12 protein-coding genes are annotated in these 13,422 nt (G+C 63.8%); 6 read left to right on the top strand and 6 right to left on the bottom strand.

What is annotated here, in order from left to right; genetic code table 11:
• Positions 1 to 13: 13 nt before the first annotated feature.
• The 4 genes from betA to betI form a co-directional block, all read right to left on the bottom strand.
• Positions 14 to 1,666: a choline dehydrogenase gene (gene betA, locus MKI86_RS04010; protein WP_241597611.1), complete on the bottom strand. Its 1,653-nt coding sequence runs from the start codon at positions 1,664 to 1,666 to the stop codon at positions 14 to 16.
• A 110-nt stretch (positions 1,667 to 1,776) separates the two neighbouring features.
• The gene (gene betB, locus MKI86_RS04005; RefSeq protein WP_241597595.1) at positions 1,777 to 3,240 is read right to left on the bottom strand and encodes a betaine-aldehyde dehydrogenase; all 1,464 of its coding nucleotides are present in this window, start codon (positions 3,238 to 3,240) and stop codon (positions 1,777 to 1,779) included.
• A gap of 1 nt (position 3,241) precedes the next feature.
• On the bottom strand, positions 3,242 to 4,768 hold the full coding sequence (betC, locus tag MKI86_RS04000) for a choline-sulfatase (protein WP_256465726.1): 1,527 nt from the start codon (positions 4,766 to 4,768) through the stop codon (positions 3,242 to 3,244).
• Between the two features lie 40 nt (positions 4,769 to 4,808).
• Positions 4,809 to 5,444 carry a transcriptional regulator BetI gene (gene betI, locus MKI86_RS03995; protein ID WP_241597585.1) on the bottom strand — a complete coding sequence of 212 codons (636 nt, stop codon included), beginning with the start codon at positions 5,442 to 5,444 and terminating at the stop codon, positions 4,809 to 4,811.
• A gap of 149 nt (positions 5,445 to 5,593) precedes the next feature.
• On the opposite strand from betI, the gene MKI86_RS03990 reads away from it, so the two are divergent.
• The 4 genes from MKI86_RS03990 to MKI86_RS03975 all read left to right on the top strand — a co-directional run bounded on the left by MKI86_RS03990 (position 5,594) and on the right by MKI86_RS03975 (position 9,867).
• Positions 5,594 to 6,142 carry an HdeD family acid-resistance protein gene (locus MKI86_RS03990; protein WP_241597583.1) on the top strand — a complete coding sequence of 183 codons (549 nt, stop codon included), beginning with the start codon at positions 5,594 to 5,596 and terminating at the stop codon, positions 6,140 to 6,142.
• A 209-nt stretch (positions 6,143 to 6,351) separates the two neighbouring features.
• Positions 6,352 to 6,735: a fluoride efflux transporter CrcB gene (gene crcB, locus MKI86_RS03985; RefSeq protein WP_241597582.1), complete on the top strand. Its 384-nt coding sequence runs from the start codon at positions 6,352 to 6,354 to the stop codon at positions 6,733 to 6,735.
• A gap of 191 nt (positions 6,736 to 6,926) precedes the next feature.
• On the top strand, positions 6,927 to 8,741 hold the full coding sequence (locus MKI86_RS03980) for a bifunctional diguanylate cyclase/phosphodiesterase (RefSeq protein WP_241597580.1): 1,815 nt from the start codon (positions 6,927 to 6,929) through the stop codon (positions 8,739 to 8,741).
• 127 nt (positions 8,742 to 8,868) lie between these two features.
• Positions 8,869 to 9,867: an NAD(P)H-quinone oxidoreductase gene (locus tag MKI86_RS03975; protein WP_241597577.1), complete on the top strand. Its 999-nt coding sequence runs from the start codon at positions 8,869 to 8,871 to the stop codon at positions 9,865 to 9,867.
• Between the two features lie 61 nt (positions 9,868 to 9,928).
• Here the strand turns inward: MKI86_RS03975 and MKI86_RS03970 are convergent, their stop codons facing one another.
• Positions 9,929 to 10,906, bottom strand: coding sequence for a sensor domain-containing diguanylate cyclase (locus MKI86_RS03970; protein ID WP_241597575.1), 978 nt, complete (start codon positions 10,904 to 10,906; stop codon positions 9,929 to 9,931).
• A 150-nt stretch (positions 10,907 to 11,056) separates the two neighbouring features.
• Positions 11,057 to 11,794, bottom strand: a complete 738-nt coding sequence (locus MKI86_RS03965) for a DUF3750 domain-containing protein (RefSeq protein ID WP_241597556.1) — start codon at positions 11,792 to 11,794, stop codon at positions 11,057 to 11,059.
• Positions 11,795 to 11,878: 84 nt separating this feature from the next.
• Between MKI86_RS03965 and MKI86_RS03960 the strand changes: the two genes are divergently transcribed.
• The gene (locus tag MKI86_RS03960) at positions 11,879 to 12,886 is read left to right on the top strand and encodes an asparaginase (RefSeq protein WP_241597553.1); all 1,008 of its coding nucleotides are present in this window, start codon (positions 11,879 to 11,881) and stop codon (positions 12,884 to 12,886) included.
• 107 nt (positions 12,887 to 12,993) lie between these two features.
• Entirely contained in the window at positions 12,994 to 13,389 is a 396-nt protein-coding gene (locus tag MKI86_RS03955) for a VOC family protein (protein WP_241597550.1), read from the top strand.
• The last annotated feature ends 33 nt before the right edge of the window (positions 13,390 to 13,422 follow it).

Here is a 13,422-nt window from a genome sequence, read left to right as displayed (position 1 = left end):
CCCGACGCGGCCTTTACCGGTCGCTGACCGCCGCGCGGGGGTTGACCCAGGGTTCCTGGTTGGAACGGGCGAGCGGCTGGCGGCCGAGGATGTGATCAGCCGCCTTTTCGCCGGTCATGATCGACGGGGCGTTGAGGTTGCCGTAGGTCACATGCGGGAAGATTGAGCTGTCGGCCACGCGCAGACCGTCGACGCCGATGACGCGGGTTTCCGGGTCGACCACCGCCATCGGGTCGCTTGCCTCGCCCATCCGGCAGGTGCCGCAGGGATGATAGGCGCTTTCCAGATGCTCGCGCAGGAAGGCGTCGATCTGCTCGTCGGTCTCGATGGCCGCACCGGGCTGGATTTCCGGGCCGCGGAATTCGTCGAAGGCCTTCTGGCCGAAGATCTCCCGGGTCAGGCGCACGCAGTGGCGGAACTTCGCCCAGTCTTCCTCGTGGCTCATATAGTTGAAGCGGATGACCGGATCGGCCATCGGATCGGCGGACCTGAGCGTCACGTTGCCACGCGATTTCGACAGGTTGTAGCCGACATGCACCTGGAAGCCGTGGCTCTTGGCCGCCGCCTTGCCGTCATAGGAGATGGCGACCGGCAGGAAGTGATACTGGATGTCCGGCTGCTTCAGCCCCGGCGCCGAGCGCAGGAAGGCACAGGCCTCGAACTGGTTGGAGGCACCGAGCCCGCCCTTGGACAATAGCCACTGCGCGCCCGCCACGCCCTGCCAGAACCATGGCAGCCAGGAATAGAGCGAAACCGGCTTGGTGGAAATCTGCTGGAAATAGAACTCCATATGGTCCTGAAGATTGGCGCCGACGCCCGGCCGGTCGACCCTCACCTCGATGCCCATATCCTTCAGGTGCTGCGCCGGGCCGATGCCGGAGAGCATGAGCAGCTTGGGCGAGTTGAAGGAGGAGGCCGAGACGATGACCTCCTTGTTGGCCCGCACCACCTCGACCACGCCGCCACGCTCGATCTCGACGCCGACGGCGCGGCCGTTCTCGATGACGATCTTGCGCGCGAAGCACCGCACCAGCGAAACGTTCGGCCGTTTCATGGCGGGCCGCAGATAGGCATTGGCCGCCGACCAGCGCCGGCCGTTGTGGATCGTCTGCTCCATCAGGCCGAAGCCCTCCTGCTTGGAGCCGTTGTAATCCTCGGTCATCTCGAAGCCGGCCTGCTGGCCCGCCTGGATGAAGGCGTGGAACAGCGGGTTTGTCATGGGACCGCGCTGAACGTGCAGCGGCCCGTCTGTGCCGCGCCAGCCGCTCTCGCCGCCGTGCGAGGTCTCCAGGCGCTTGTAGTAGGGCAGCACGTCCGCATAGGCCCAGCCGCGGGCTCCCAGCTCTTCCCAGCGGTTGAAGTCCTCCGCATGGCCACGCACATAGACCAGCCCGTTGATGGAGGACGACCCGCCCATGACCTTGCCGCGCGGCGCGGTGATGCGCCGGTTGTTGAGGTTGGGCTCGGGCTCGGAGAGATAGCCCCAGTTATAGCGCTTCATGCTCATCGGCCACGCCAGCGCCGCCGGCATCTGGATGAACGGCCCGATATCCGAGCCGCCGTATTCCAGCACCATGACCGTATGCTTGCCATCTTCCGAAAGCCGGTAGGCAATGGCCGAACCGGCCGAGCCTGAGCCGATGATGATGTAATCTGCGTTCTGCATGGTTGAGCCCCTAGAATTCTTGCATTCGGCAAGCCCCTCATCCGGTTGCCGCCACCTTCTCCCCATGGGGAGAAGGTGCCCGAAGGGCGGATGAAGGGAGATCTGCTACCTCAATACGGCGAGTCGACCTTGCCCATGGACACGTAGACTGTCTTCAGCTCGGAATAGTGCTCCAGCGCTGCGAGCGAATTCTCCCGCCCGAAGCCGGATTGTTTGGAGCCGCCGAAGGGGATTTCCACGGGGGCGAGGTTGTAGGTGTTGATCCACAGCGTGCCGGCCTCCAGCTGGTCGACGACACGGTGGGCGCGGGTGATGTCGGACGTGAAGACGCCGCCGGACAGGCCGAATTCGGTGGCGTTGCCGCGAGCGATCACCTCGTCTTCGCTGTCGAAGTCGAGCACGCACATGACCGGCCCGAAGATTTCCTCGCGCGCGATGGTCATGTCATCCGTGACGTCGGCGAAGACGGTCGGCTGGATGTAGGTGCCTTCGGCCGAAACGTCGTTCGGAATGCCGCCGCCGGTCAGGAGCGTCGCGCCTTCGGCCTTGCCCTTCCCGATATAGTCGAGAACCTTGTCACGCTGGGCCTTCGAGACCATCGGGCCGAGCTGGGTCGCTTCGTCCAGGGGATCGCCAATGACGATCTTCTCCGTGCGCTCCTTCAGGCGGGACAAGAAGCTGTCCTTGATGCCCTTCTGCACGAAGACGCGGGTGCCGTTCGAGCAGACCTGGCCGGTCGAGTAGAAATTGCCGAGCATCGCACCGCCAATGGCGCTTTCGAGGTCGGCATCGTCGAAGACGATGAGCGGCGACTTGCCGCCGAGCTCCATCGTCACGTGCTTGAGGTCGGAGGCCGCAGCCCCGGCCACCTTCTTGCCGGTCGGCACGGAGCCGGTCAGCGAGACCTTGGCGACATCAGGGTGGTTGACGAGCAGCGGCCCCGTCGAACGGTCGCCCTGGATGACGTTGTAGAGACCCTTCGGCAGGCCTGCCTCGATGAGGATCTCCGCGATCTTCAGCGCACCGAGCGGCGTGTTTTCCGAAGGCTTGAAGACCATGGCATTACCGCAGACGAGCGCCGGCGCGCCCTTCCAGCAGGCGATCTGCTGTGGATAGTTCCAGGCGCCGATGCCCACGCACACGCCGAGCGGAACGCGCTTGGTGAAGGCGAAGTCCTGGCCGAGCGGGATGTAATCGCCGTTCAGGCCTGCCGCCGCGATGCCGCCGAAGAATTCGAAGGCATCCGCACCCGAGGTCGGATCGGCGACGATGGTTTCCTGGATCGGCTTGCCGGTGTCGAGCGTTTCGAGTTCGGAAAGCGCGCGGTTCCTCTCGCGCATGATCTCGGCGGCGCGCTTGAGAATGCGGCCGCGCGCCGTCGGGCTCATCGCAGCCCATTCCTTCTGGGCGCGCTTGGCCGACGCAATGGCCTTCTCGACGATGGCGGGCGTTGCCGCATGCAGCCTGGCGATCACCTCGCCGGTGGCGGGATAGATGCTCTCGAAGGGCGTGCCGGCGGCATCCTCGACATATTCGCCATCAATGAAGTGCGAGGCTTTCGGTTGGGCTCTCATGTCATTCTCCCCGCGGGTAGCGTTTGGATTCCTCGAGATTGTCGAGGTTCATGTGGTTGCGCATATAGCGTTCGGATGCCTTTTGCAGCGGCTGGTGATCCCAGGGATAATAGCTGCCGTTGCGCAGCGCCTCATAGACCACCCAGCGCCGCGCCTGGCTTTCGCGCACGGCCGCGTCGAAGGCGGCCATGTCCCAGCGCGCCTCGCGCATCTGCCGGAAGGCGTCGAGCGTCGCCTTGACGACGCTGTCCTCTGATGCCGCGAGATTGTTGAGTTCGTGCGGATCGGCTTCCAGGTCGTAGAGCTGCTCGGGATCGAGCTCGCAATGAATGTATTTCCACTTGCCCTCGCGGATGCCGACAATGGGCGCATAGGAGGCTTCGGCGGCATATTCCATCAGCACGGGCGTCGTGCGCTCCGCGCCGTTGATGACAGGCAGCAGGCTCTCACCATCCGTCCACGGCATCACCGCGTCCATGGAAATGCCGGCGAGGTCGCAGAGCGTTGGCGTCACGTCGAGATTGGACGAGGGGGCAAGATGCAGGCCGGGCGCCACGCCGGGACCTGATATCATCAAAGGCACGCGGGCCGAGCCCTCGAAGAAGTTCATCTTGAACCACAGGCCGCGCTCGCCCAGCATGTCGCCATGGTCCGAGCAGAACAGGATCAGGGTGCGGTCCAGCATGCGCGTGCGCGTCAGCGTATCGACGAGTTCGCCGACCTTTTCGTCGAGATAGGAGATGTTGGCGAAATAGGCCTGGCGCGAGCGGCGGACATGCTCGCCCGTGATGGCGAACTTGGCGTAGTCGCAGGAATGCAGGATGCGGGCCGAATGCGGATCCTGTTCCTCCAGCATGCCGACCTCGGGCAGGAGGTGTTCGCAGTCCTCGTAGAGGTCCCAGAATTTCTTGCGCGCCACATAGGGATCGTGCGGATGGGTGAAGGAAACGGTGAGGCACCAGGGGCGCCGCGCCTCGTCGTCGTTCTCGCGCGAGAGCTGATAGAGCTTCTGGTTGGCGAGGAAGGCGACCTCGTCATCATATTCCATCTGGTTGGTGATCTCGGCCGCACCCGCGCCCGTCACAGAACCCATATTGTGATACCACCAGTCGATGCGCTCGCCCGGCTTGCGGTAGTCCGGCGTCCAGCCGAAATCGGCCGGGTAGATATCCGTCGTCAGCCGCTCCTCGAAACCGTGCAGCTGGTCCGGCCCGACGAAGTGCATCTTGCCCGACAGTGCCGTGTAATAGCCGGCGCGGCGCAGGTGATGCGCGAAGGTCGGGATGGAGGAGATGTATTCGGCCGCATTGTCATAGACCTGCGTGCGGCTCGGCAGCTGGCCTGCCATGAAGGAGGCGCGGGCAGGGGCGCAGAGCGGCGAGGAGGTGTAGTTGTTGCGAAACCGCGCCGAGCGTGCGGCAAGCGCCTTCATGTGGGGCGCATGCAGCCAGTCCGCCGGACCGTCCGGGAACAGCGTCCCGTTGAGCTGGTCGACCATGATGATCAGGATATTCGGCTTGGCGGTCACGGACAGGTCCTTGCGTGAATGAAACGTTGGTCTCGAATGTCTATCGCGGCTGTGTGACGGGTGCGCGTTTGCCCGCGTCGGCGGAGGCAGCACCCGCGACAGACGCAAGCTGTGCGTCCACGTAACTCTCCGTCAGCGCGATGGAGGATTCGATGCTGACGGGTGCGGAGCGAAGGCCCTGCCGAAGATAAAGGCCGTCGATCATCGCCGCCGCTCCATCGGCAATGGCGGCCGCCTCCTGGGGCGCGCAAAGGCGCTTCAGGCTCGACAGCAGGTTGGAATTCAGCCGCCGCGCATAGACGACGAGAAGACGCCGCACCTCTTCCGACCGATGCGCCTCGGTATAGAAGGCAAGCCAGGCCGCCACAGTCTCCGGCGCGAACTGGTGCGCCTGGAAATTGACGCGGACAACAGCCGAAACCCTGTCGCGCGGCGTGGCAGCCTGCCGGAGCGCCGCCACGGCATCCTCGCGCAAGGTGCGCAAAAGGCTGCGGATCGTCTCGATGACCAGCTGTTCCTTGGAGCCGAAATAGTGATGCGCGAGCGCTGGCGAGACACCGGCATGACGGGCGATTTCCGACATGCTGACGGTGAGCGAGCCATGGTCGCCGACAGCCCTCAACGTGGCGTCCACCAGCGCCTTGCGGCGCAAAGGCTCCATTCCGACTTTGGGCATGACGGTCTCCTGACTTTCATCAAGAATATTTTTAATTGATCGATCAATCAATAAAAAAGTTTGGCTTTCCGTCCGCAATCAGATGTCGTGACGCGCCGGTTTTTCGTGTTAGGGTCAGGCGCGTTCTCATCTGTTTTTCGAGGTGCATCATGGTCCTCTCCCCTGGAATGAACCCCCTCTCCGAAGTGCGTGCGAAATGGGGCTGGTTCGTCGCCCTTGGCGTCGTCCTGCTCGTTTTCGGCGGGATCGCCGCGGCCAATCTCTTCATCGCCACCGTCGCCTCGGTCTATTATGTCGGCATGCTGATGATCGTCGGCGGCGCGGTGCATCTGGCCCATGCATTCCAGGTAAAGGCGTGGCGCGAGACGATCGCCTGGGCTCTCAGCGCGCTGCTCTATCTCGCCGCCGGCGTGCTCGCCTTCGTCAATCCCATCCTGACATCGGCGGTGCTGACGCTGCTGATGGCATCGGCACTGCTGGTCGCGGGCCTCTTCCGCATCTTCGCGGCGTTTCGCGTTCGGCCGGAAAGCGGCTGGGGCTGGCTCCTAGCCGGCGGTATCGTCACGGCGCTGGCCGGCATCGTGTTCTTCCTCGGCTGGCCGGTCAACAGCCTGTGGCTGCTCGGCCTGTTCCTCGCATTCGACCTCGCCATGCAGGGCTGGGCGCTCATCGCCTTCGGCCTCGCGCTGCGCAAGTAAACGTCCCACGCCGCCCGAACGGTGTGCCGGGCGGCGTTTGACAGGCCGAAGTGACACAGCCTAGAAATTCCGGCATGGGATGGGGATGGCATTGCCCGACAACCGCCGTCGAGCGGCTGATCGCGCCTGCCGGACCGTCCAGCGATGGCCGTCGGAGGGCGGTTCCTATTGTCCGGATGTCGAAACAGCCTACCCGTGAGGCAGCACGCATGAATTATCTGATCGTTTTTCTCGGCGCGGGCATCGGCGGCGCGAGCCGTCATGGCGTCAATGTGCTGGCCGCGCGGCTGGTCGGCACTGCCTTTCCGGCCGGCACGCTGGTCATCAACGTGCTCGGTTGCCTGCTGATGGGTCTGATCGCCGGTTTCTTCGCGTTCCGGGGGCATCTGCCGCAGGAAGCCAGGCTGTTCCTGACTACGGGCATTCTCGGCGGCTTCACCACCTTCTCCGCCTTTTCGCTCGATGCCGCCCTGCTGTGGGAGCGCGGCGATATGGGCCTTGCCGTTCTTTACGTGCTGTCGTCGGTCATTTTTTCCCTGATCGCCGTCGCTGCCGGGCTTGCGCTTTCGCGCATTTTTCTCGCGGGCGTTTAAGCCACCACGAGCCCGAACGTCGCCAAGCCGCGCTTTCAGGGGTGTTGCGGCGCAAAGCTGGCTAAATAAGCACATCCTTCTTCAACTCCTTGTAGTCGTTGAAGTTTCATCAAACCGTCACACTGGCGAAACGCTTTTTTCAGAGATACGGATGGACACTTCCGGCAAAATCGATGCTCCGGAGTTTCCGAATGTCCGCCGCCGAATTGCTAGCCCTTCGTCGCTTCGGCGATGGTGAGATCGTCACCCTTGCCAAGCTGGTGATCGAAACGGCATTCCAGCCGATCGTCGAAGCCGCGACCGGCTCGGTCTTCGGTTACGAATCCCTCATGCGCGGTTTCGATCGCCTCGGCTTCCAGTCGCCGCTCGATCTCATCGACCGGGCGCACGACGCCGGCCAGCTCATGGCGCTGGAGCACATGGTCAACAGCCGGGCGATTGCCGCTTTCGCGGCACTGCCGGATTTTCGCGCGCGCACGCTGTTCATCAATCTCGATTCCCGCCTTGTGTCCGAGGGATCGGTCTTGGTCGATCGCCTCGCCGGCCATCTCCAGCGCGCCGGCATTCCGGCGTCCTCGATCTGCTTTGAGATTTCCGAACGCTTCGACAACGATACGCTGCCGGACTTCGCGCTTCTGGTGCGCAAGCTGCGCCTTGCCGGCTTCAAGCTCGCCATCGACGATTTCGGTGTCGGCCACAACGGCCTGAAGCTCTTGTGCGATCACCCTGTCGATTATCTCAAGATCGACCGGCATTTCATTTCCGGCATGGAGGCCGATGCGCGCAAGCGCCACCTCGTGCGCCACACCGTCAACGCCGCCCATGTGCTGGGCACCCGTGTCATCGCGGAAGGCGTGGAGACGGAAGCGGAGTTCATTGCCTGCCGTGACGCTGGCTGCGACCTCGTGCAGGGCTGGTTCATCTCGCGGCCGGTCACGGACTTCTCGGCGCTGAGCCCAGTCTATCCGCAGGTCGATCGCGCCGGCGGCATCCGCCGCAATTCCCGCACGCTCGACAGCATCCTCATCCGCCGCGAGATCGAGCAGGTCGCGGTGCTGCGCGAAAACGAAAGCCTGGAATCCGTCTTCGAGTGCTTCCGGCGCGATCCCAAGCGCACCTTCTTCCCGGTGCTGAATGCCAATGACGAGCCGCGTGGCATCCTGCACGAATATCATGTGAAGGAGCTGAGCTATCATCCCTTCGGCCGCGATCTCTTGAAGAACAAGCTCTACCAGAAGGGCCTCTCGCACTTCGTCACGACAGCACCCATTGCCGATCTCGATACGCCGGCCGAACAGCTGCTCGACGTGTTCACCGGCATGGGCGGCAACGAATGCGTCATCCTGACCGAGCGCATGCGCTATGCCGGCATCCTCTCGGCATCGTCGCTGCTCAAGATTATCAACGAGAAGCGCCTGAAGACGGCCGAAGACCAGAACCCGCTGACCGGCCTGCCCGGCAACCGCTCGATCCGCGATTACCTGCAGGACAAGGCGCTCGACGGCGACCAGCTGCGCTGCCTGTGCTATTTCGATTTCGACAATTTCAAGCCGTTCAACGATCACTACGGCTTCCACAAGGGCGATACGGCGCTCTCCCTCTTCGCCTCGCTGCTGCGCCGTGAATTCGTCGGCGACGATGCCTTCATCGGCCATGTCGGCGGCGATGATTTCTTCGCCGGCGTTTCCGGCCGGCCCGTTGCGGATGTCCGCGTGATCCTGGAGCGCCTGCTCGCTGATTTCAGCCGCGAAGTGCGCCTGTGCTATTCGCCGGAGGATCAGCTGGCCGGTGAAATTCGCGGCCATGACCGCGCGGGGCAGGCGGCGCGTTTCCCGCTCATGCGCTGCTCGGCCGTCGTGCTCGTTGTGCCGGAGGGCGAGATCATCAGTGATGCCGGGCAGATCAGCAGTCTGATCGCGACGCTGAAGGCCGATGCCAAGGGTAGCGAGGCAGGACTTGTCCTAGCGTCGACATCAGCCCATGGTGAGCCGCCAGCCGCGCTTTGAGGTTGCCGGAGCCTTCCTGAAGCTCCGCGAAAACATCCGCAAACCGGAGCAAGCGATTCAAAGGATTCACGTTTTCGGCTAGAATCGCTGCAACAAGACATACAGCGCAAACGACCGGGAGGTTTCCATGCCCCATTCAAGTTCCATGCTCCATGTCGGCCTGAACGGCTTTGGCGGACCGGAGGCCATGGTCGTGACGGAAGGCCCGGTGCCGCAGCCGAAGGACGGTGAAATCCTCGTGCGCGTCGCGGCGGCCGGGATCAACCGGCCGGACGTTCTCCAGCGCAAGGGCGAATACCCGCCGCCGCCGGATGCAAGCCCCATCCTCGGGCTGGAGATCGCCGGGGAGGTCATGGAAGTCGGTAAGGACGTAAAGGGTTATGCGCCGGGTGACATGGTCTGTGCGCTCGCCAATGGCGGCGGCTACGCGCAATATTGCACGGTGCCGGCCGGCCAGGCCCTGCCGTTTCCGAAAGGCTATGATGCGGTGAAGGCGGCGGCGCTGCCGGAGACCTTCTTCACCGTCTGGGCGAACCTCTTCATGATGGCCGGGCTGAAGGAAGGCGAGAGCGTTCTCATCCACGGCGGCTCCAGCGGCATCGGAACGACGGCGATCCAGCTTGCATCCGCGCTGGGCGCGCGCGTGTTCACGACGGCCGGGTCGGCGGAAAAGTGCGAGGCCTGTCTTGGCCTGGGCGCCAGCCGCGCCATCAATTACCGGGACGAGGATTTCGTCGAGGTCATCGCGCAGGAGACGGGCAAGGCCGGGGTCGATGTCATTCTCGACATGATCGGCGCCGCCTATTTCGAGCGGAACCTGAAATCGCTCGCCAAAGACGGCCGTCTTTCGATGATCGCCTTCCTCGGCGGCGCCGTGGCGGAAAAAGTCAACCTCGTTCCCATCATGACGCGCCGCCTGCATGTCACGGGCTCGGCCATGCGGCCGCGCACGGCGGCGGAAAAGCAGGACATCCGCGATGCCCTTCTGGCCACGGCTTGGCCGCTGCTGGAGGCCGGGCGCGTCGCCCCCGTCATCCATGCCGTCATGCCATTCGACAGGGTTGCGGACGCGCACCGGATGATGGAAGAGGGCGATCACATCGGCAAGATCGTGCTGACCTTCTGATAGCCAGAGCATGTCGAGCCGAAGCGGGATCGCTTCGGCATTGGAGAATGCGGGAAATGCGTTAGGACTCGGCGCGCTCGATGCGGTCGCGGCCGAGATGCTTGGCGCGGTAAAGCGCCCGGTCGGCGCGCTCGAACAGGTCGTCGGCAGCGTTGCCGCAATATTCGGCGACGCCCGCTGACATCGTATAGGTGCAGTCGAGGCCGGGCTGCGGCTCCTCGCGCGGTAGGTGGCGGCGCAGCCGCTCCATCGCAGCCGTCGCCTCGCTGAGACTGGTGTTGGGCATCAGCACGAGGAATTCCTCTCCGCCCACGCGCGCGAGCATGTCGCCGCCGCGCAGATGCTGCCTCCCGGTGGCCGCGAAATGGCGCAGCACATCGTCGCCGCGGGCATGGCCGTAGCGATCGTTGATCGATTTGAAATGATCGAGATCGATGAGCGCGAGCGACAGCGGCGTGCAATTGTTGAAGGCATGCTGCATGGCTGCATCCACCCGTTCCATGGCCGCCCGACGGTTGAAGAGGCCGGTCAGCTGGTCCGTGTCCGCCGCGTGCCTCGCCGCTTCATGCGCGCGCTGCAACACCTGCTCGTGCGATTTCAGAAGCGTGATATCCGTAAAGACATGCCACAGCCAGCCGCCCGGAAGCAGCGTCTCGTCCGCCTGAAGCCAGCGCTCGTCGCTGGTCTCGATTTCGAACACACGCTGCGGGCTGCTGCGCCGCTTTGTGCGCGCCATCGCCAGAAAGTCCTCGATCGGCGCATCCATCTTGGGGCCTACACGCTCCAAATAACAGTGGCGCATGATATCGGCGAAGGTACGCGCGTCGGGCTGCACGTCGAAGAGCAGCTTGAACGCGGTCGATCCGTAGGACAGTTCGTCATCCGGCGAAAACAGTGCAAAGGCGACGCCGGAGGCCTCCAGTCCGGAGAGAATGAGGCCTGTGGTCGTGCTGTCGCGCAGAAGCGCCGGCGGAAGAATCGTCTCCAACGGTGTCTCGCCGCCATGCTCGATCCATCCTTGCGGGATGTTTTCGCTCATTTTTTCCTCCAGCGACAGAATCGCCGCCTGTCGATGAAGATAGGGGCGCTTTGCCTCAGAAGCGAGCAATGTCGTGATTGCGCCCCGCGTTTGTCGTTAATGCGCTATAAATTTAGATTCTTTGTGACCCGTTCTGGAACGGCAATCCGCTCAGATTCCGATGCGGCCTATGGCGGGGATCTTGATGGCCGGGCGCATCAGGTCGACGCCCGCGACAAGGCCCATGATGTGCAGTTCCAGGCCGCTGCGCAGGCCGGCGGAAACGCCGAGAAGCCCATAGAGCGTGGCATGCACGTCCTTGCCGTCGGAGTCGAGCGCGAACAGCTTGCCCTCGGGCAGGTAGTCGCGGCCCACGGCGTCCGGCGGCAGCACCACGCCGAGTTCCGGCACGGAACGCAGCACATGCGCAACGAAGGTGTTGGAATTCGGCCCCGGCCAGATGCGGTAGGCGCCGGGCGTCGCATAGGGATAGTCGGCAATGGCCTTCTCGATCTTCGGGATCAGCCGTGCCGCCTCGCCGCCGCTGACGGACACCACCACGCGCGGCGTGTTGGAATACCAGTAGGCGTCCGGCGCATAGCCGTTCTTACGCACGGGCGTGCCCCAGCCGACCTTGTCATAACGGTTGTAGCTTGCCGCATTCGCCTCCTTGGTGACGATCCAGGCATGGCTGGCGACCGCGCCCTTCATGCCGCCCGTCGCGGCGGAGAAGATGTGGATTGTCGCCTGCGTGGTGTCCTTCGCGGCCGGCAGGATGCCGGCGGACTTCCAGCTGGCCTCGCGCCAGCTGTGCGGCCGGTCCTTGATGTACCAGTAGCCTGCCGAGGCCAGCGCCGGCATGAGATAGATGACCAGAAAGAGGACAAGGACGTTCCTCAGAAGTTTCATGCGGGGCGTCTCCGAAAATCGCGTGTGCGAAACCGTGTTTTCGGATAATACCGCACCGGAAACCGGAAATTTGAGGGCATCATCATGGCAAACCCCGTCCTTGTCGAAGTCACGCGCGGCAATCTCGTCGAAAGCCGCCATCGCGGCATGGTCGTCGTGGTCGACGGCGATGGTAAGGTGGTGTTTTCGCAAGGCGATGTCGAGGCCAGTGTTTTCCCGCGCTCGGCCTGCAAGGCCATGCAGGCGCTGCCGCTCATCGAGAGCGGTGCGGCCGATGCCCATGCCTTCGGCAACCAGGAACTGGCGCTGGCCTGTTCCTCGCACAGCGGAGAGGCGGCCCATGCGCGGCTTGCCGGCACGATGCTGGCGGCGGCCGGCGTGGATGAAAGCGTGCTGGAATGCGGCGCGCACTGGTCTTTCGAGCAGCCCGTGCTGATCAACCAGGCGCGCCTGCTCGATCGTCCGAGCGCCCTGCACAATAATTGCTCCGGCAAGCATGCCGGCTTCGTCTGCGCCGCCTGCCACACCGGCAAGGACCTCGAGGGCTATGTGCGCTACGAGCATCCGGTGCAGGCCGAAATCCGCGGCGTCATGGAAAGCCTGACCGGCGCGGCACTTGCGGTCGATAATTGCGGCGTCGACGGATGCTCTATCCCCACCTACGCCGTGCCGCTGAAGAGCCTCGCACACGGCTTCGCGAAGATGGCGACAGGCTCGGGCCTTACGCCCGAACGCGCGAAGGCCTCGCGCCGGCTGATCGAGGCCTGCATGGCCGAGCCGTTCTTCGTCGCCGGGACCGGCCGCGCCTGCACGCGCCTCATGGAAACCGCGCCCGGCCGCATCTTCGCCAAGACGGGCGCCGAGGGCGTGTTCTGCGCCGCCATCCCTGAACAGGGCATCGCGATTGCGCTCAAATGCGAAGACGGCACGACGCGCGCCGCCGAAAGCATGGTCGCCGCTACGCTCGCCCGCTTCTTCACCGAAGAACCCGATATCCACGCCGCGCTGATGGCGCAGGCCAACCGCTCGATGTCGAACTGGAACCGTATCCATGTCGGCGATATTCGCGTGACGGATGCGCTGGTCGCCTGACCGCTGATTTTTTCAGCGCGGCTTGTCGGCAAGGCATGGGCCGGTACGTCCTTGTGGCATGACGGGGTGATCGCGCCCCGCCGCGCAACGAACAAAGGAGGACATCCATGCGCATGATCTTCGTCAACCTGCCCGTCAAGGATCTGGCCGCTACGCGCCGCTTCTTCGGCGCACTCGGCTTTTCCTTCAACGAACAGTACAGTGACGACACGGCCGTCTGCATGGTCGTGGACGAGAACATCTACGTCATGCACCTGACGGAGGAGAAGTTCGCCCAGTTCGTGACCGGCAAGGTCGGCGACCCTGAAAAGCAGACGCAGGTCCTGACCTGCCTTTCGGCCAGCAGCCGGCAGGAGGTTGATGATCTCAAGGCCAAGGCGCTCGCCGCTGGCGGCCGCGAGTGGAAGCCCAACTTGGAGTTCGGGCCGATGTACGGCTGCTCCTTCCAGGATATCAGCGGCAATGTCTGGGAGATCATGTATATGGACCAGACCGGCGGCTGAGCCCGCCTACTCGAAAGCAGAAGGCCTGCGCCG

The organism is Shinella sedimenti (assembly GCF_022601905.1).
Lineage (GTDB): Bacteria > Pseudomonadota > Alphaproteobacteria > Rhizobiales > Rhizobiaceae > Shinella > Shinella sedimenti.
Note: the sequence above shows the minus strand (reverse complement) of the source record. Positions and strands in the feature narration are given on the sequence as shown.